Annotated in this window: 19 protein-coding genes; 11 read left to right on the top strand and 8 right to left on the bottom strand. The window is 69.1% G+C overall.

Going from position 1 to position 18,351, the window contains the following annotated elements:
* Positions 1–8 precede the first annotated feature (8 nt).
* Positions 9–692, top strand: coding sequence for a DUF1223 domain-containing protein (locus E9232_RS25980; RefSeq protein ID WP_309799000.1), 684 nt, complete (start codon positions 9–11; stop codon positions 690–692).
* On the opposite strand, the gene E9232_RS25975 is transcribed toward E9232_RS25980, so the two are convergent.
* The 6 genes from E9232_RS25975 to E9232_RS25950 all read right to left on the bottom strand — a co-directional run bounded on the left by E9232_RS25975 (position 689) and on the right by E9232_RS25950 (position 5,315).
* A complete protein-coding gene (locus E9232_RS25975; protein ID WP_309798998.1) occupies positions 689–1,372 on the bottom strand; it encodes an NrsF family protein in 684 nt (227 codons plus the stop codon). The two genes, E9232_RS25980 and E9232_RS25975, sit on opposite strands and share 4 nt — an antisense overlap.
* A complete protein-coding gene (locus tag E9232_RS25970) occupies positions 1,369–1,947 on the bottom strand; it encodes a sigma-70 family RNA polymerase sigma factor (protein ID WP_309798996.1) in 579 nt (192 codons plus the stop codon). Before E9232_RS25970 ends, E9232_RS25975 begins: the two co-directional genes overlap by 4 nt.
* 113 nt (positions 1,948–2,060) lie before the next feature.
* Positions 2,061–3,002, bottom strand: a complete 942-nt coding sequence (locus E9232_RS25965; protein WP_309798995.1) for a heparan-alpha-glucosaminide N-acetyltransferase — start codon at positions 3,000–3,002, stop codon at positions 2,061–2,063.
* Positions 3,003–3,047: 45 nt separating this feature from the next.
* Complete coding sequence (locus E9232_RS25960) at positions 3,048–3,731, bottom strand: FkbM family methyltransferase (protein WP_309798993.1); 684 nt, start codon at positions 3,729–3,731, stop codon at positions 3,048–3,050.
* Between the two features lie 10 nt (positions 3,732–3,741).
* Positions 3,742–4,584 carry a branched-chain amino acid aminotransferase gene (locus tag E9232_RS25955; RefSeq protein ID WP_309798991.1) on the bottom strand — a complete coding sequence of 281 codons (843 nt, stop codon included), beginning with the start codon at positions 4,582–4,584 and terminating at the stop codon, positions 3,742–3,744.
* A 101-nt stretch (positions 4,585–4,685) separates the two neighbouring features.
* Positions 4,686–5,315, bottom strand: a complete 630-nt coding sequence (locus tag E9232_RS25950; protein ID WP_309798988.1) for a S24 family peptidase — start codon at positions 5,313–5,315, stop codon at positions 4,686–4,688.
* A 417-nt stretch (positions 5,316–5,732) separates the two neighbouring features.
* Here E9232_RS25950 and E9232_RS25945 point away from each other — a divergent pair, with 417 nt between their 5' ends.
* The 5 genes from E9232_RS25945 (at position 5,733) to E9232_RS25925 (ending at position 10,979) form a co-directional block, all read left to right on the top strand.
* Positions 5,733–6,893 carry a D-alanyl-D-alanine carboxypeptidase family protein gene (locus E9232_RS25945; RefSeq protein WP_309798986.1) on the top strand — a complete coding sequence of 387 codons (1,161 nt, stop codon included), beginning with the start codon at positions 5,733–5,735 and terminating at the stop codon, positions 6,891–6,893.
* A 166-nt stretch (positions 6,894–7,059) separates the two neighbouring features.
* Complete coding sequence (locus E9232_RS25940) at positions 7,060–7,557, top strand: thioesterase family protein (protein WP_309798985.1); 498 nt, start codon at positions 7,060–7,062, stop codon at positions 7,555–7,557.
* A 40-nt stretch (positions 7,558–7,597) separates the two neighbouring features.
* Positions 7,598–8,542: a choline ABC transporter substrate-binding protein gene (choX, locus tag E9232_RS25935; RefSeq protein WP_309798983.1), complete on the top strand. Its 945-nt coding sequence runs from the start codon at positions 7,598–7,600 to the stop codon at positions 8,540–8,542.
* 270 nt (positions 8,543–8,812) lie between these two features.
* A complete protein-coding gene (locus E9232_RS25930) occupies positions 8,813–9,502 on the top strand; it encodes a winged helix-turn-helix domain-containing protein (RefSeq protein WP_309798981.1) in 690 nt (229 codons plus the stop codon).
* On the top strand, positions 9,489–10,979 hold the full coding sequence (locus tag E9232_RS25925; RefSeq protein WP_309798979.1) for a sensor histidine kinase: 1,491 nt from the start codon (positions 9,489–9,491) through the stop codon (positions 10,977–10,979). The genes E9232_RS25930 and E9232_RS25925 overlap by 14 nt, the downstream gene beginning before the upstream one ends.
* Before the next feature lie 21 nt (positions 10,980–11,000).
* Here the strand turns inward: E9232_RS25925 and E9232_RS25920 are convergent, their stop codons facing one another.
* Complete coding sequence (locus E9232_RS25920; protein WP_309798977.1) at positions 11,001–11,453, bottom strand: MarR family winged helix-turn-helix transcriptional regulator; 453 nt, start codon at positions 11,451–11,453, stop codon at positions 11,001–11,003.
* 256 nt (positions 11,454–11,709) lie between these two features.
* Between E9232_RS25920 and E9232_RS25915 the strand changes: the two genes are divergently transcribed.
* The 5 genes from E9232_RS25915 to E9232_RS25895 all read left to right on the top strand — a co-directional run bounded on the left by E9232_RS25915 (position 11,710) and on the right by E9232_RS25895 (position 17,859).
* Complete coding sequence (locus E9232_RS25915; protein WP_309798975.1) at positions 11,710–12,894, top strand: thioredoxin family protein; 1,185 nt, start codon at positions 11,710–11,712, stop codon at positions 12,892–12,894.
* Positions 12,895–13,024: 130 nt separating this feature from the next.
* A complete protein-coding gene (locus E9232_RS25910) occupies positions 13,025–14,317 on the top strand; it encodes an epoxide hydrolase family protein (protein WP_309798972.1) in 1,293 nt (430 codons plus the stop codon).
* A 40-nt stretch (positions 14,318–14,357) separates the two neighbouring features.
* Positions 14,358–15,404 carry an alpha/beta fold hydrolase gene (locus E9232_RS25905; protein WP_309798971.1) on the top strand — a complete coding sequence of 349 codons (1,047 nt, stop codon included), beginning with the start codon at positions 14,358–14,360 and terminating at the stop codon, positions 15,402–15,404.
* Between the two features lie 80 nt (positions 15,405–15,484).
* A complete protein-coding gene (locus E9232_RS25900; RefSeq protein WP_309798969.1) occupies positions 15,485–15,691 on the top strand; it encodes a hypothetical protein in 207 nt (68 codons plus the stop codon).
* 155 nt (positions 15,692–15,846) lie between these two features.
* Positions 15,847–17,859: a sensor histidine kinase gene (locus E9232_RS25895; protein ID WP_309798967.1), complete on the top strand. Its 2,013-nt coding sequence runs from the start codon at positions 15,847–15,849 to the stop codon at positions 17,857–17,859.
* Here E9232_RS25895 and E9232_RS25890 read toward each other — a convergent pair.
* On the bottom strand, positions 17,843–18,046 hold the full coding sequence (locus E9232_RS25890; RefSeq protein WP_309798965.1) for a hypothetical protein: 204 nt from the start codon (positions 18,044–18,046) through the stop codon (positions 17,843–17,845). The two genes, E9232_RS25895 and E9232_RS25890, sit on opposite strands and share 17 nt — an antisense overlap.
* Positions 18,047–18,351 lie beyond the last annotated feature (305 nt).

The raw sequence follows: 18,351 nt of genomic DNA, 5'->3' as shown, positions 1-18,351 counted from the left end.
ACGCCACCATGGCCCGCCGCGGACTGCTTGCCTGCCTGATCGCCCTCTCCGCCCTTCCCGCCTGGCCGGGCGCCGCGGCGGAGCGGCCGGTGGTGGTGGAGCTGTTCACCTCGCAGGGGTGCTCGTCCTGCCCGCCGGCGGATGCGCTGCTGTCGACCCTGGCCGACCGGCCGGGGGTGCTGGCCCTGGCCTTCCATGTCGACTACTGGAACCGCCTGGGCTGGGTGGACCCGTTCTCGGGCGCCTGGGCCACGGCGCGGCAAAATGCCTATGCCGCGCAATGGGGTGCCGACCAGATCTACACGCCGCAGGCGGTGATCGACGGCGCGACCGATGCGGTCGGGTCCGACCGCTCGGCCCTGGAGACGGCGATCACGGCGGCGAAGACCGACCCGTCGGTGCCGGTCACGATCACGGCGGCCGCGGACGCGCTGCAGGTGACGGTGGACGGGTCGGCCCCGGCGGGATCGGTGCTGTGGCTGGTCGGCTTCGACGACCGGCACGAGACGCAGGTGCGGCGCGGCGAGAATGCCGGGCATAGGCTGGTCGACCGCAATGTGGTGCGCAGCCTGACCCGCCTCGACGGCTGGGCCCCTGGCGGCACGGTGGCGGCGACACGGCCGCAAGGCGACCAGGCCGCCGTGCTGCTGCAGGCGGCCGACGGCCACATCCTGGGGGCGGCGCGGCTTTAGCCGGCGATCGCCGGGCGTGGTGCGAACAGGCCGAACAGGCGGCGGTTGAGCAGCGTGCCCAGGCCGACCAGCAGCGCCACGGCGCCGCCATGCCAGACCAGCACCATCAGCGTGGCCTCGTCGCCATGGAACATGGAGACGCCGCAGGCCGACAGCGCCGACGCCGCCAGCATCGCGCTGGCGATCGTGGCGACCGGGCGCACCGACCCGGCGAAGCGCAGCATCACCAGCAGCGCCACCGACAGCGGCAGGCTGATCAGCAGGATCGAGCGGAAGCAAAAGAAGCTGGTCCCGAACGCGAAGCCCTGCGGCCCCAGGCGCACCCAGTCGGTCATGCAGCCATAGCCGATCGAGAACAGCCAGAACGCCAGGCCGGGCAGCGGCAGCAGCGCCCAGGCGCGGGGCCGGTCCGGCAGGCTGACATGGAAGGCGGCGATGGCCGAAAGCACGCCGGTCAGCAGCGCGCCCGCCCATTCCAGCTGGTAATGGGTCTCGCCCATCTCCTCCATGAAATCGGGCCGGATCCCGACGGCGGCGACGACGATCCCGATCACCACGACAGCGATGGCCAGCCAGAACAGCGCCCGCTGCAACGGCGGCCGCAGCGGACGGACAGGCCGGACCTCGGCGGCCAGCTGCGCGATCAGATCGTCGGTCCGGGCCTCGCTCGTCTCCGTCATTTCGGTCCCAAAACCCCCTTCAGCGCCTTCAGGGCGCGATGCATCGCGACCTTCAGCGCCGGCACCGACGCGCCGCTGGCGGCCGATGCCTCCTTCAACGACATGTCCTTCAGCTTCAGCAGTTCCACCGCCTGGCGCTGTCCGGGCGGCAGATCCGCGATGGCGCGCCGCAGCGCGATCGAATCGGATTCCATCCCCCATTCATTCGTTTCGGGGGCCGCAAAGGTTTCCTCGAACGGCTCGATCGCGGTCTCGCGCCCGGTGGTGCGGATCTGGATCCGCACCCGGTCGACGATCCGGCGCCGGGCGATGGCGACCAGCCAGGGCTGGAACGGGCGGGCCGGATCATAGGTGCGCCGGATGCTGTGCAGGGTCAGCAGCACATCCTGCACCGCATCCTCGGCATCGGCCGGACGGCGCAGCGACCGCCGCGCCAACGCCCGGAGATAGGGGGTGATCTCGGTCAGCAGCCGGCGATAGGCGACCCCGTCCCCCGCCTGGGCAGCGGTCATCAGCGTCGACCAGCCGACGCCGTCACGCATGCCCGGCGGGGTCCCGGCGTCGGAATCGGTCATGATGGGCGATCAAGGGCGCAGTCCGGTCATCGGCGCCGAGACTAGGGCCCCGCCCCGGGGCTTGCGAGTGAATTTTCGGGCAGCAACGCCGGACTGCGCCGCAGCCCCACCGGTCAGCGGCTGCAGGAAGCGTCCAGCGCCCCGAGCCGGTCGCGAAGCCCCGGCGTGGCCTCCGAGAGATTTTGGGCCACAATCCCATCGGCCATACAGCCGCAATAGGCGTGGCAGGATTCAATGCCGCCGCCGCGCTGCTCGCACTGCACCTGGCAGGAGATTAGAAACGGCGTCATGTCGGGCGGCGGCGACAGCATCGCTTGCGGGTCGCGGCCGAACGCCATGCCGACCACGAGCAGGAGGCCGATCAGGATCGGCTGGTGCAGCAGGTAGAAGCCGAGGCTGTGCCGCCCCGCCCAGCGCAGCGGCCGGGCGAGGGCGCCGCCATCGACCTTGCCGCCCGGCGCCCGCAGCCGCAGCCACAGCCGCGCCATGGCGATGCCCAGCAGCACCGGCCCGAACCAGGGGAACAGCGGCTCGTAGTCATTGCTGTGCGGCACCACGGTGCCGAGGCCGAGCCACAGCAGCCAGGACGGATCGAACAGGGTCGACCGCCCCATGATCGGCAGGGCGATCACGCCAAGGCCGAGGACGAGGTTCAGCAGGACCGGCAGCCGCAGGGCCAGGAGGCCGAGCACGCTGGCGACGGCGATGCAGTGCAGGATGCCGAAGAAGATGAACCCGTCCCGCATCGCGAACCAGGTCGCGACCGTGACCACGACGGCGCCGAGCGCCACCTTGCCGAGCCGGATCGCCCAGCGCTGCCAGTTCCGCCCCTGGATGTCCCACAGCACCAGCCCGGCGCCGACCAGGGCCAGGAAGCTGCCGGCGATCAGGTAGCGCGCGGCGACCCAGGCGACGCCGTCCTGCAGGTCCCAGTCGACGAAGCGGAAGAACCTGAGGTCCCAGGAGAAGTGGTAGAGGGCCATCGCCAGCAGCGCGAGGCCGCGGAGCAGGTCGATCACCGGCAGGCGGCCGGGGCGCGGCGATGCGGTCGTCATGTCCCCGGATAACCCGCGGCCGCGATTCTGGCTAGCCCGCCCGCATCACCCCGCGCGGACGAACACCCCGTCCATGCCGATCAGCCGCGCCGTGCGGCGGTTGAAGTAGCCGGGGATGAACAGCGCCGGGACGAAGCCGAGTTCGGCCAGATGCTGGATGGTGTCGCGATAGGAGGGCTCTCCGTCATAGACCGGCACGATCGACAGCTCCATCTGCACCGCGGCGATGCGAGGCAGCACGCCGCGGGCGCCGTCCAGCACCCGGCGTTCGGTGCCCTGGGTGTCGATCTTCAGCAGCACCCGGTCATCGGGCCGGGCATGGCGCGGGAAGATCCGCTCCAGCCGCGCCTGCGACGCCACCTCGGTGCCGACATAGGCCGAGCCGTCGAGCAGGTCCGCCATCTCCGCCGTGAAGTCGAGCACCGAGCTCATGTCGCTTTCGCCCGAGACGTGCAGCGTCACCGGCGCGTCGCCGTCGCCCAGCGCCAGCCGGGATTCGACGGTCCAACCGGGATCGCCCGCGGCCACCGCCGTCAGCGCCGCATGGGCGGCCGACAGCGGCTCGACCGAGACGATGCGGCCGCCATAGCCGCCGCGCCGCAGCCGCTGTGCGTACTGGCCGACATTGGCGCCGACATCGAACACCAGGGTGATGCCCTGGTGCTGCAGCACCCGGATCAGGTTGCGGGTGTCCTTCGAGACGGTCTCGGCGGGGGCGGTATCGGTCATCGTGTCCGGCTCAGGAATGGGCCCAGTCCCAATAGAGCTTCCGCGCCTTGGTGTAGAACGGCCCGGGCTGCAGGTGCCGGTCCTCGATCCGGGTGCAGGGCAGCACCTTGGCGAAGTTGCCGGTCTGGAAGATCTCGTCCGCCGCAGCCAGCTCCGCCGGGCGGATCGCGCGCTCGACCACCTCGACCCCGTCATGGCGCAGCAGGTCGATCACCCGGCTGCGGGTGATGCCGGCGAGGAAGGTGCCGTTCGCTGCCGGGGTGTGCACCGCCCCGTCCTTGGCCATGAAGATGTTGGCGGTGGCGAATTCGGCGACGTTGCCGATCGGGTCCAGCATCACCGCATTGGTGAAGCCGCGCTGCTTCGCCTGGCGCATGGCGAAGCCGGATTGCGGGTACAGGCAGGCGGCCTTGGCCAGGGTCGGCGCCATCTCCGGCGACGGCCGGCGCAGCCCCTGGGCGAAGCAGGCGGTGTCCTCGCCCGGCTGAGGCAGCGCCGATTCATAGATCGACAGGCAGAAGCGGGTGGCCGCCGGGTCCGGCTCGATCCAGCCATCCTCGGCCCAGAACATCGGGCGGATATAGACCGCGGCATTGGCGGGAAACTTCGCCAGACCTTCGCGCGCCAGCGCCTCGATCTCCTCGGCCGTCCGGGTCGGCTCGAGGCCCATGAAGCGGGCCGAGGCGACGGCGCGGACGCAGTGGCGGTCGAGGTCCGGCGCCACGCCTTCGAAGCCCCGGGCGCCGTCGAAGATGATCGAGGACATCCAGGCCGCGTGCGACAGCGGCCCCATGATCGGAGGATTGCCCTCCTGCCAGGTGCCATCGAGGAAGGTCAGCGCGTATCTCGCCATTGGCCCGTCCGATCCCGTAAAATTGACCATCGGAGCATAGGCGACCGGCACGGCGCCGCCAACACCGCCCGGTCGCAGCCCGGCCCCGTGTCGCGATGGGCCTATTGGCTGGACCAGACGATGCGGGCCTTCCAGACGATGTCGGACAGCTTCAGCGACTGCGCCGCCTGGTCGCCCGTGAGCGGCCGCAGGTCGATGCGGTTGGCGCTGATGCGCGCCAGTTCGCCCACCAGCAGCGCCCCGGCGGACGTCTTCACCAGCACCCGGTCGCCGCGCCGCAGCCCGGCGGTCGGCGACACGATGACGATGTCGCCGTCGCGGTAGATCGGCGCCATGCTGTCGCCGGCGATCTCCAGCGCATAGGCGTTGGGATCGGACAGGTTGGGGAAATCGACCTCGTCCCAGCCTTTCCCGGCGGGATGGCCGGTGCCGTCGAACTGCCCGTCGACGGCGGCCTGGCTGTGGCCGATGATCGGGATGCGGCGGGCCGGCAGGCCCGACCCGTCGTCGATCAGCCGCACGAAGGCCGCCATCGAGCTGCTGGTCGCATCCAGGATCTTGGCGATGCTTTCGGTCGAGGGCCAGCGCAGCTTGCCGTCGCTCGACTGGCGCTTGCTCGGGTTGAAGGTGGTGGGATCGAGTCCCGACCGGCGCGCGAGGCCGGAGGGGGACAGCCCGTTGAGCTTGGCCAGACGGTCGATCGCCGCCCAAATGTCGGCGTGTTTCAGCATGGGAACAATGTCTCCCAACAGGGTTCCAGCGTATCTAGGAACATTTTCATTTATAAAACTTGCCTAAAAATCGACCGGATAGTTTTCCTAAAATTGCTCGCCCCATCGTCCGCTCTTGCCTCTTTTGAAGGAAGTGGCCCCCACCACATTTCACATTGTACAAGGCAAGCCATGCGCGCGCTATGACCCGAAAGGGACAGAAGCGAAGCTTTTCTTCCCTTCACCCTCATGCAATCGACGCATTCGCCGCCTGCAAAAGCAGTCAATCGGCGGACAGGAGGGGCGCCCCTTCCAACGCCGACAATCGTCCGCGCGCGACCGGTGCGCCGATGCGCCGCGGCCACACCCGGCCGTCGGCGACGCGGCCGCGACAGGCGCGGGTTGGCAGCGACGCCAGATGTCGGTATCCCTGCGGCCATGCTCCGCCTCACGCCCCTGATCGCCATGCCGATCCGCACTCTCCGCACCGTCGCCCTGCTCGTCGTCGCCAGCCTGGCGGCGCTGCCGGCCGGGGCGGCCACGGTCGACACCATCGCCAAGCAGGCGATCCTGATCGACACCACCACCGACACGGTGCTGATGGAGAGGGATGCGGATGCGCGCATGCCGACATCATCGATGAGCAAGATGATGACGGCCTATCTGGTCTACGACGCGCTGCGGGACGGGCGGATCACGCTCGACACCAAATTCCCGGTCAGCAAGAAGGCCTGGCAGACCGGCGGGTCGAAGATGTTCGTCCAGATCGGCGACAGCGTCCGGGTCGAGGACCTGCTGCGCGGCCTGCTGATCCAGTCGGGCAACGACGCCGCCGTGGTGCTGGCCGAGGGGCTGTCGGGGTCGGAGAGCGCCTTTGCCGACCGCATGAACGCGATGGCCAAGACCCTGGGCATGAACGGCAGCCATTTCGTCACGTCCAACGGCCTGCCCGACCCGGAGCATTATTCGACCGCGCGCGACCTGGCGACCCTGGCCAGCCGCATGATCCAGGACTTCCCGCAATACTATCGCTACGAGAGCGAGAAGGAATTCACCTGGAACAAAATCAAGCAGGGGAACCGCAACCCGCTGCTGTACCGCGACATGAATGTCGACGGCATCAAGACCGGCCACACCGACGCCGGCGGCTACGGCCTGACCGCGTCGGGCGTGCGCGACAACCGCCGCCTGATCCTGGTGGTCAACGGCCTGCCCAGCATGCAGTCCCGTGCCGATGAGGGCGCCCGCCTGCTGGAATGGGGCTGGAACCAGTTCCGCCTGTACCCGCTGTACAAAGCCGGCGCCACGGTCGACGAGGCCACGGTCTGGCTCGGCGCCGAGGACAAGGTGCCGGTGACGGTGGCAGAGGACCTGGCCATGACCATGCAGCCGGCCGATTTCGACAAGGTCAAGGTCACCGCCCGGTTCCAGGAGCCGATCGAGGCGCCGATCGCCAAGGGCCAGGTGCTGGGCGAGTTGGAGATCGCGCCGCCCGACGGGCCGGTGCGGAAGGTGCCGCTGGTCGCCGCTCAGGACACGCCGAAGGCGTCGATCTTCCGCGCCATCGGCATGAAGCTGGGGCTGCTGCTGGGGCTGTAGGCCCCGGGCGGCCAATCCACGCCCGGCGTACCCGACCCCTATAGCCGACGGCTTCGATCAGGTCGGCGACGCGTTTCATCAAGTCCGCGCGCCTCCGCCGCGTACCATCCCTGCATTCGAAGCCCGCCCGCAGAGGCGGGCCGCGGCGAGGATCACCCGGCGGCGGATGCAGATGCCAGCGAACAACCCGACAGGACGCCCGGACCAGGCGGCGATCGACACGCCGCTGCGGCTGCATCGCGAGGCGGTGCCGGCAGACTGGACCGACTACAACGGCCATCTGAACGACGGCTACTATGCCGTGATCTTCAGTCACGCCACCGACGCCTTCCTCGAATATGCCGGGATCGATTCCGCCTACCGGGCGCGCAGCCGGCGCACCGTCTTCACCGGCGAGATGAAGATCCGCTACCGGCACGAGGTGCGGGCCGGCGACGAGGTCGCGATCGAGACCCGGCTGACCGCGCTGGACGCCAAGCGCTTCACTCTGCAGCACCGCATGGTCCATGCCGCCACCGGGACCGTCGTGGCGGACAGCGAGGTGCTGAACCTGTCGATCGACGCGACCGGGCCGAAGGTGGCGCCGTTCGAGGCCGAGATCCACGACCGTTTGAGCGAGATCCGCACCGCCCATGAGGCGGCCGCGGAGGACGAGAAGGGCTGACCCACGCCCCCGTCCGACCAGACCAGACAGGAGGCTAGAGATGACGAGCGCAAGACGTATCCTTTTCGCAGCGGCGGCGATCGCCGCGCTGGCCCCGACCGGGGCCGCCCTGGCCGACGACGCGGCCTGCAAGACGGTGCGGATGTCCGATCCCGGCTGGACCGACATCACCTCGACCACCGCGCTGGCCGGCACCGTGCTGAGCGGCCTGGGCTATACGCCGAACGTCAACCTGCTGTCAGTCGCGGTCACCTTCGAATCGCTGAAGAACGGCCAGATCGACCTGTTCCTCGGCAACTGGATGCCGGCGCAGACCGAGATGGTCGACCCCTATCTGAAGCAGGGGGTCGAGCTGGTCGGCACCAACCTGGCCGACGCCAAGGTGACGCTGGCGGTCAACCACGAGGCCTATGAGGCCGGGGTCAAGGACTTCGCCGACCTGCAGAAGTTCGCCGACAAGTTCGGCAAGTCGATCTATTCGATCGAACCCGGTTCCTCGGCCAACAAGAACCTGTCGACCATCATCGGCAAGAACGAGTTCGGCCTCGGCGGCTGGAACCTGGTCGAGGCCAGCGAGCAGGCGATGCTGTCCCAGGTGGATCGGGCCCAGCGCCGCGGCGAATGGGTGGTGTTCCTGGGCTGGGCGCCGCACCCGATGAACATCAAGTACAAGATCGACTACCTCTCCGGCGGCGACGCCTATTTCGGGCCGAACTACGGCGGCGCCACGGTGCGCACCCTGGTCAACCAGAAATGGATCTCGGGCTGCCCCAACCTGCAGAAATTCGTCAAGCAGCTGACCTTCGACCTGAACACCGAAAACCAGATGATGTCGATGATCCTGGACGGCGGCATGGACCAGAACGCCGCCGCCAAGAAGTGGCTGAACGACAATCCCGATCTGTTGACCAAGTGGCTCGACGGCGTCACCACGCTGGACGGCAAGCCAGGCCTCGACGCGGTGAAGGCCTCGCTGAAGGGCTGAGATGCCGGGGCGGCGGCTGTCTCGCCGCCCCCACTTTGCTAGGACGCGGCGGCTGCCCGCCGCTCCGCCTACCCACGCCGGAGGATGGCCGGCGCATTACCGAAACGTAAGTACGCCGCGGCTCCCTTTCAAAATATTCTCTCGACCGGGTCATTCGCCCGCGGCACCGTCAGGACGTGCGACGTGCCGACGGGAGCGTGCGCAGGCTCTCTTCCGGCGTGGTCCATTTCGTCACGCCTGCGATCCGACGTCCGAGAGCTTCAGCCGCACATGCAGATCCTTCTGATCGAAGACGACCTCGAGACCGCGCAGCACATCATCAGCAGCCTGCGCGAGGCCGGCCATGTCGTCGAGCATTGCGTCACCGGCGCCGACGGGCTGGCCCGTGCTTCGGCTGCCCGCCCGGGCAGCCATTACGGCCTCCTGATCATCGACCGTATGCTGCCCGACATCGACGGGGTGAGCGTGGCCCGCCGGCTGCGCGCCGGCAATGATGCGGTGCCGATCCTGTTCCTGACCACGCTGGGCGGCGTCAGCGACCGGGTCGAGGGGCTGAACGCGGGCGGCGACGACTATCTGGTCAAGCCCTTCGCCCTGGCGGAGCTGCTGGCCCGGATCGACGCCCTGGCCCGCCGGGCCGGCGCCGCCGCGGTCGAGACCTCCTTGAAGGTCGCCGACCTCGAGGTCGACCTGCTGAAGCGCACCGCCATCCGGGCCGGCCAGGCGATCGACCTGCAGCCGCGCGAGTTCAAGCTGCTGGAATACCTGATGCGGCATTCCGGCCAGATCGTCACCCGCACCATGCTGCTGGAGCATGTGTGGGAATTCCATTTCGAGCCGCAGACCACGGTCGTCGAGACCCATATCAGCCGGCTGCGCAGCAAGATCGACCGCGGCTTCGACGCGCCCTTGCTCGATACCGTCCGCGGCGTGGGGTATTGTCTCCGTGATCCTGGCTAGACTCGTCCGAACGGCTACTTTTCGGCTGGCGGCCGGTTTCGCCGCGCTGTTCAGCGTGTCGATCATCGCGGTGTCGAGCATCGTCTATGTCGCGATGACGCGCTATTCGGACCACCAGATCGACCTGTCGATCTGCTCCGAGATGAAGGCCGTGCGGGATGCGGTGGCCGGCGAGGACCCCGCCGACGTCGCCAAGGCGATCAACGACCGCGTTGCCGACATCGACCCGGACTATTTCTACTACGTGCTGCAGGACCGGGCCGGCCACATGCTCGCCGGCAACCTCCGCCCGATCGCCGGGGCCGCGGGCTGGAGCGACATCCCGCTGGAATCGACCGACAGCGGGACCAAGGAGACGCGCAACGTCCGCGGCCTCGGGGTCGACCTCGACGACGGGCTGCAGCTGTTCATCGGCCGCGACACCCACGACCTCGACGAACTGCAGGAGGGCATCACCCGATTCTTCCTGGCCGGGGCGGCGGCGACGGTGATCCTGGCCCTGGCCGGCGGGCTGGTGCTCAGCGCCCGCTTCCTGCGCCGGGTCGAGGCGGTGAACACCGCCACCCGCCACATCATGGACGGGCATCTGCACGAGCGGGTGCCGACCAAGGGCAAGGCTGACGAGTTCGACCGCCTGGCCGACAACCTGAACGCCATGCTGGACCGCATCCAGCAGCTGATGCAGGGGCTGCACCAGGTCTCCAGCGACATCGCGCACGACCTGCGCACACCGCTGTCGCACATGCGCCAGCGGCTGGAGCTGGCGCGGCTGAAGGCCGCCTCGGCGCAGGATTACGACGCCGCGGTCGACCGCGCCGTGACCGACATCGACGGCATCCTGGGCGTCTTCGCGGCGCTGCTGCGGATCGCCCAGATCGAGGCCGGGGCGCGGCGCGAGGGCTTCGCCCCGGTCGACCTCTCCGGACTGTTCGAGACCATCATCGACACCTACGGCCCGGTGGCCGACGATGTCGGGCACCGACTGACCGGCACGGTGGCGCCCGGCCTGTCGATCCGCGGCGACCGCCAGCTGCTGACCCAGATGCTGGCCAACCTGGTCGAGAACACCATCCGCCACACCCCGGCCGGGACCGAGATCACGGTGTCGCTGATGCCGGGCCCGGCCGGCCCGGTCGGCATCGTCCGCGACACCGGCCCCGGCATCCCCGAGACGGCGCGGGAGAAGGTGTTCCAGCGCTTCTTCCGGCTCGACGCCAGCCGCATGACCCCGGGCAGCGGCCTGGGCCTGAGCCTGGTGTCGGCGGTGGCGCAGCTGCACGACGTCCGGGTGACGCTGTCGGACAACCATCCCGGCCTGGCGGTGACCCTGGACTTCGGCGACCTCGCCAAGCCGCAGGCCGTCGGTTCGGCCGGCCGGACCGCCGCGGCGGCGCGGCCGATGGGCGACGCGCCGCCCGCGGGGCACCGGCAGGGGGTTTGGGACCGGATGCGGATCCGAGGGACGGCGGACAGCTGAAACGGACACCGCCGCGGACTGTCACCGCGCCCGTCGCGCTTCCTTCAGCAGGTTGTCGCGCAGCGTGGTGACCGCCTTCTGCATCTTCGGGAACTCCTCGGGCGTCAGGCCCGAGGCCTTCACCAGATTCATCGTCAGGCCCTTCTCCCGGATGCGGCGGCCGGCTTCGGTCAGGCTGACGATCACCTGGCGCTCATCGGCGGGATCGCGCTGCCGGGTGACATAGCCCAGGCTCTCCAGCTTCTTCAGCATGGGGGTCAGCGTGTTGGATTCGAGGAAGAGCTTCTCGCCCAGGCCGCTGACGGTCTGCCCGTCCTGCTCCCACAGCGCGACGATCGCGATGTACTGGAGATAGGTCAGGCCGAGCTCCTCTAGGATCGGCTTGTAGGCGCGGCCATAGGCGAGGTTGGCCGAATAGATGGCGAAGCACAGGAAGTCGGACAGCTTGGGGTTCGGCGGATCGGCGGCGGTCATCTGGGGTCTCGCGAGCATGGGGTCGGTTTGTCGTTATATATCGGATGCGATTTAATCGGAAGATTGACATATCGGGTCCGCCTAACTTATATAACTCGCATCCGATTAGATCGGATACGATTTTGAGGTAACTTTCGGCAAGGACCCCGGCCATGGGCCAGATCGAAAACGTGCATCGGCGTCGAGATCAACCTGGTCCAGGCCGCTGCGCCGCAGCCCTCATCCCAGTCCTGTTGCCTTCCAGGCGGTGTCACCGATGACGCTCTCCATCCTCGCCTCTCTCACCGGCGTATCCGCCATCGCCCTGGCCGCCGTCAGCCGGTCGGTGCGGCGGGGCCGGCGCCGCATCCTCGGCGCAGCCATGGTCGCCGGCGCCGCGGCTCTCTGGCTCGGCTTCGGCGCCGACCTGCCGGCCCGCTGGTCCTCCGCCGGCACCACCCTGGCCATGGGCACCACGGCCTATGCCGCGGCCCCTGCCCTGCCCGGCCCGTTGGGGTCGCTGCTCGGTGCGCCGCAATGGCTGAACGCGCCGCCGCTGCGCGCCGAGGACCTCCGCGGCAAGGTCGTCCTGGTGAACTTCTGGACCTATTCCTGCATCAACTGCCTGCGGGTGCTGCCCTATGTCCGGGCCTGGGCGGAGACCTACCGGGACCGCGGGTTGGTGGTCATCGGCGTGCACACGCCGGAATTCGCCTTCGAGAAGAATGTCGGCAATGTCGGCAAAGCCGCGGCCTCGCTCGGCGTCGGCTATCCCGTCGTGATCGACAACGACTTCAAGCTGTGGCGGGCCTTCGACAACGAGGCCTGGCCGGCGCTGTACTTCATCGGCGCCGACGGCCGGGTCCGCGGCCGTGCGCTGGGCGAGGGCGGTTATGATCAATCCGAAAAGCTGATCCAGCAGCTGCTGTCCGAAGCCGGCGACGCCCCCATGCCCGACGCAGTGGCCCCCATCGCTGCCGCGGGGCCGCAGGTCGCGCCGGACGAATCGGATCTCGGCTCGGGCGAAACCTATGTCGGCTATGACCAGGCCCGGGGCTTCGCATCGCCCGGCGGCGTCACCGCGGATGCCCCCAGCCTCTATCGCGGCGTGTCGGCGCTGCCGCTCAACCGCTGGAGCCTGGCGGGGGTGTGGACGGTCGGGGGCGAATTCGCGACGCTGGACCAGGCGTCCGGCCGCATCGCCTACCGGTTTCACGCCCGCGACCTCCACCTCGTGCTGGCGCCGCCCTCTCCTGGCCAATCCGTCCGCTTCCGCGTCAGGATCGACGGCGCCGCGCCCGGGGCCGACCACGGCTCCGACGTCGACGCCGAGGGCTGGGGGACCGTGCGGGACGATCGCCTGTACCAGCTGGTCCGCCAAGCCGGCCCGGTCGCGGACCGGACCTTCGAGATCGAGTTCCTCGACCCCGGGGTCCGCGCCTACGTCTTCACCTTCGGATAAGGCTGCCGAGCGCAGCAATCGGCTGCAAACCGCGGCAGTTCTGGGAAAGCACCGCCGCGGCCTCGACGGTAGATTGGCGGGCAAACTGTCCACCGACGGCCAAGCCCGCTTTGCCATCAAAGGAATGATCATGTCCGAAGACCTGCCATCGCCGACCCGGCGCGGCTTTCTCGCCACCTCGGCCACGGCAGTGCTGGCCGCCTCGGCCGCCGGCGCCTTCAGCCTGTTCCCGATGCGGCAGGCCGCGGCCGCCAGCGGCAGCGCCATCCGCCCGTTCCAGGTCGCCGTCCCGGACGCGGACCTCGACGACCTCCGCCGCCGCATCCTGGCGACGCGGTGGCCAGCCAAGGAGACCGTCGCCGACCAGTCCCAGGGCGTCCAGTTGGCGCGGCTGCAGAAGCTCGTCCGCTATTGGGGCACGGAGTACGACTGGCGGAAGGTGGAGGCGAAGCTGAACACCCTGCCGATGTTCGTGACCGAGATCGACGGCCTCGACATCCAGTTCATCCATGTGTCGTCGAAACACCCCGATGCCCTGCCGCTGATCATGACCCATGGCTGGCCGGGCTCGATCCTGGAGCTGCTGAAGGTGATCGGCCCGCTGACCGATCCCACCGCCCATGGCGGCAGCGCCGCGGACGCGTTCCATCTCGTGGTCCCGTCGTTGCCCGGCTTCGGCTTTTCGGGCAAGCCGCAGGAGACCGGCTGGGGTTCGGACCACATCGCGCGGGCCTGGGGCGAGCTGATGGGCCGCCTGGGCTACACCCGGTTCGTCTCCCAGGGCGGCGATTGCGGTTCCGTCGTCTCGCACCGGATGGCGATGCAGGGGGTGCCGGGGTTGATCGGCATCCATGTCAACATGCCCGCGACCGTGCCGGCCGAGCTCCAGCCGCTTCTGGCGCAGGGCCTGCCGGCCCCGGCCAGCCTCTCCGCCAAGGAGAAGGCGGCCTATGATAAGCTGAACGACTTCTACAAGAACAACTCCGCCTATGCCGCCATGATGGTCACCCGGCCGCAGACCCTGGGCTACTCCCTGGTGGATTCGCCGGTCGGCCAGGCCGCCTGGATGTATGACAAGATCGCGCAATGGACCTTCAGCGGCGGCGACCCCGAGCGGTCGCTCACCCGGGACGAGATCCTGGACGACATCTCGCTCTACTGGCTGACCGACAGCTCGACCTCGGCTGCCCAGATCTACTGGGAGGACCATTCCAACAACTTCAACGCGGTGGACATCTCGCTGCCCGCGGCGGTGACGGTGTTCCCCGGAGAGATCTACCAGGCGCCACGCAGCTGGGTCGAGCGCAGCTACCACAAGCTCATCCACTTCAATGAGGTCGACAAGGGCGGTCACTTCGCCGCCTGGGAAGAGCCGGAGCTGTTCAGCACCGAGATCCGCGCCGCCTTCCGGTCGCTGCGCTGATTTCGGCAACGCCGTGCCACACTCCATCGGAGACAGACGAATGTCCGAAGACATCAACCACCAGCGCCGCCGCTTCTTCGGCACCGCGGCCATGACCCTGGCCGCCGCCCAGCTCGGCATGATCGGTGCGGCCGAGGCGCAATCCGCCAAGACGACTGCCGTGGCTGCGGTCAAGCCCGGGACGAACACGTCGTTCGGCCCGCTGAAGCAGGTCGATGCCGGCGTCCTGAACGTCGGATACGCCGAGGTCGGGCCCCCCGATGGTCCCGTGGCCATGCTCCTGCATGGCTGGCCATACGACATCCATGCCTTCGTCGACGTCGCGCCCCTGCTGGCGTCGGCCGGCTACCGGGTGATCGTCCCGCATCTGCGCGGCCATGGCACCACCCGCTTCCTGTCGGATGCGACGGCCCGGAACGGCCAGCAATCGGCCGTGGCCAGCGACATCATCGCCCTGATGGACGCGCTGAAGATCCCGGTGGCGACCGTCGCCGGCTTCGACTGGGGCGCGCGGACGGCCTGCATCATGGCGGCGCTGTGGCCCGAGCGCTGCAAGGCCCTGGTCTCGGTCAGCGGCTATCTCATCGGCAATGTCGAGGCCGGCAAGCGCCCGCTGCCGCCGAAGGCCGAGCACGACTGGTGGTACCAGTTCTACTTCGCGACCGAGCGGGGCCGGCAGGGCTATGACGAGAACCGGCGCGACTTCGCGCGGCTGATCTGGCAGGAGGCTTCGCCGAAATGGGGCTTCGACGACGCCACCTTCGACCGCAGCGCGGCGTCGCTCGACAATCCGGACCATGTCGCCATCGTGATCCACAACTACCGCTGGCGGATGGGCGTGGCCGAGGGCGAGGCGCGCTATGACGATCTGGAGAAGCGGCTGGCCGCAGCGCCGGTGATCACCGTGCCGACGATCACCATGGAAGGCGACGCCAACGGGGCCCCGCACCCCGAGCCCGCGGCCTATGCCAAGAAGTTCTCGGGCCGGTACGAGCACCGGACCCTCACCGGCGGCATCGGCCACAACCTGCCGCAGGAAGCCCCGCAGGCCTTCGCCCAGGCGGTCGTCGACGTCGACCGGTTCTGATCCGACCAAGCCGACGGCCGCATTGCGGATCGCAGCCGGTCCGCAATGCCCCCTCCGTCCATCGAGAAGAGGAAAGTCCCATGAACCGCCTGCCGTCCCTTCGCCGCCTGGTCCTGGGCACCATGCTCGGTGCCGCAGGCAGTTTCGCCGTGTCCTGCGCCGCGGTTGCCGAGCATCTCAGCTACGCCCCCGCCCCGGTGGCCCCGCTCGCATCCCAGCCGGCGCCGGCCTATTACGTCGACACCCCGCTGCCGACCCTCCTGGCGGTTCCCGACGCCCACCGCTAAGCCTTTGACGCGAGTGATGGACGGCGGCGCGGTCGTGGCGCCGGGCTGCCGCCCCTCCCCATAGCCACGCCTCCCCGCCGCGGTTACACTTCCCGGCATGCTGGACGGCCGGATTTCCCGTTTCCCGGCCGCAGGCCCGGCCGACCGGAACGGCGATGGATTTCACTGGCGATAGTCTCTCCCATTCCCTGCTGCCCGGACACGACCTCTGGCTGGCCGTGCTCGCCATCCTGGTTGCCGTCCTCGCCTCCTATGTCGCCTTCGATCTCGGCAAGCGCATCCGCATCGCCCGCGGCGAGGCCCGGCTGCTGTGGCTGCTGGGCGGGGCGGTGGCGATGGGCGGCGGCATCTGGTCGATGCACTTCATCGCCATGCTGGCGATGCGCCTGCCGGTCAACTTCGACTACGACCTGCGGCTGACGCTGCTGTCGCTGCTGATCGCCGTGCTGGCCACCGGCGCCGGCTTCACCGTCGCCACATTGGGGGGCGCCATCCCGCTGGGCGAACAGCGCACGGCGCCGCTGCCGCTGCTGGCCAGCGGCCTGTGCATGGGTCTGGGCATCGCCGGCATGCACTATGTCGGCATGGCCGCGATCGTGGCGCCGGGGCACATCGCCTACGATACCGTGTTCGTGGTGCTGTCGATCCTGGTCGCCGTGGTCGCCGCCACCGCGGCGCTGCATCTGGCCCTGTCCGACATCCGCCGCATGCACCGGGTGCTGGCCGCAGTGATGATGGGGGCGGCGATCGCCGGCATGCACTTCACCGGCATGGCCGCGGCGCATTTCATGCCCGACCCGGCCGCCTACGCCGCCATCGCCCGCGCCGCCACCCCGGTGCCGCCCACGATTCTGGCCGGGCTGATCACCGCGGCCGACATCATCGTCTTCGCCCTGGCCCTGATCGCGACCCGGCTGGACCGCCGGATCATGGAACTGCAGGCGCACCGGCAGCTTGCCATCCTGGGCGAACGCTACGCCGCCACGCTGAACGCGCTGCCGACGCCGCTGGCCCTGATCGACGAGCGCGGCCTCATCCTGACCGCCAACCCGCTGTGGCAGTGGCCGGGCGAGCGCGAGCGCTTCGTCGGCGGCGGGTCCCGCCCGGGCGAGGACTACTTCGCGCTGAGCGACGCCGCCGGCGGCGCCGGGGCCGAGGTCAGGGTGCATCTCGCCGGCGTGGTCCAGGGCATCCAGCCGGCAGCGCCGATCGAGTACAGGCTCGGTGCCGGCGCGGCGGAGCGCACCATCCGACTGCTGGCGGCGCCGATCGTCGAGGGCCGGGCGGTGGGCGCCGTGGTGGTGCATCTCGACATCACCGCCGAACGCGTGGCCGAGCAACGGATGCGCGAGGCGATGCAGACGATCGAGGCGGCGGACCAAGCCAAGACCACCTTCCTGGCCCATATGAGCCACGAGCTGCGGACGCCCCTGAACGCGATCCTCGGTTTTTCCGAGCTGATCCGGGACGCCCATCTCGGCCCGCTGCCCGAACGCTACCGCAGCTACGCCGACGACATCCACCGGTCGGGCCAGCACCTGCTGGCGCTGGTCAACGACGTGCTCGACCTGTCGCGGGTGGAATCCGGGCGCCTCGACCTGCAGATCGAGCCGGTCGACCTGGCAAGCGACATCCGCGACGCGGTCAGCCTGGTGGCCCAGCGGGCCGAGGCGCTGGGCATCCGCATCGAGCAGCGGGTGGCCGCGGACCTGCCGCCGCTGAACGCCGACCCGCTGCGGCTGCGCCAGATCCTGATCAACCTGCTGACCAACGCGGTGAAGTTCACGCCGGATGGCGGCCAGGTCACGGTCGACGCCGTGGCGGTGGCCCGGTCGATCCGGATCACGGTGGCCGACACCGGCATCGGCATGAGCGCGGCGGAGATCGCGCTGGCGCTGGAGCCGTTCCGCCAGGCACGCCGGCTGTCGCGCCGGCCGCGCGAGGGGTCGGGCCTGGGCCTGCCCCTGGCCAAGGCACTGGTGGAAAGCCATGGCGGGATGCTGATGATCGACAGCGAGCCGGAGGTCGGCACCCGCATCACCATCCTGCTGCCGACCCGCGTCCCCGACGAGAACAGCCCCGCCGCCGGTCCGCATGCCGGCGACGGGGCTGTTCTCGACGAGCCGGCTTCGCTGAACGCGAGCCGGGGGATCAGTCGGCGACGTTGACCATCGACTGGAACACGCGCCACGCCACCTCGACGGTGACGCCGCCCGCCCGGGCGCCGGCGGCCAGCATGCTGGCGGTCGGCTTGGTCGGAACCGTGGTAATGCCGGGGTCGCCCATCGCCGCCACCATGTCGAGGGCATAAGTCATCGGGGTCTTCATCTCGACCACCGTCATACTATTCGTCATCGCAATGTCGCCCATTGGAAACCTCCCAGGTTAATGCCAGGAGGAGGTGCAATCGCCGTGCCAACTTTCGGACAGGGTCGGCGGCATCGCCGACTCGGCGCGGGATCAGCCAGAAGAGGGTGATTTGAAATAATCATACATATTTCCCCCAACACTTAATACTATCGATCTGATCGCCTTTTCGAACACCTCCCGGATTTCGCAATTTGCGACGTGCACCCACATACGGTTCGCATTCTGCAACGCTCACGATCCATCCCAACGGGTGGCGAGGCCCTGCCGCCGCACCCCGATCCGGCCAGCCC

It is taken from the genome of Inquilinus ginsengisoli (genome assembly GCF_031453975.1).
Lineage (GTDB): Bacteria > Pseudomonadota > Alphaproteobacteria > DSM-16000 > Inquilinaceae > Inquilinus > Inquilinus ginsengisoli_A.
This window is presented reverse-complemented; position numbering and strand designations above follow the sequence as displayed.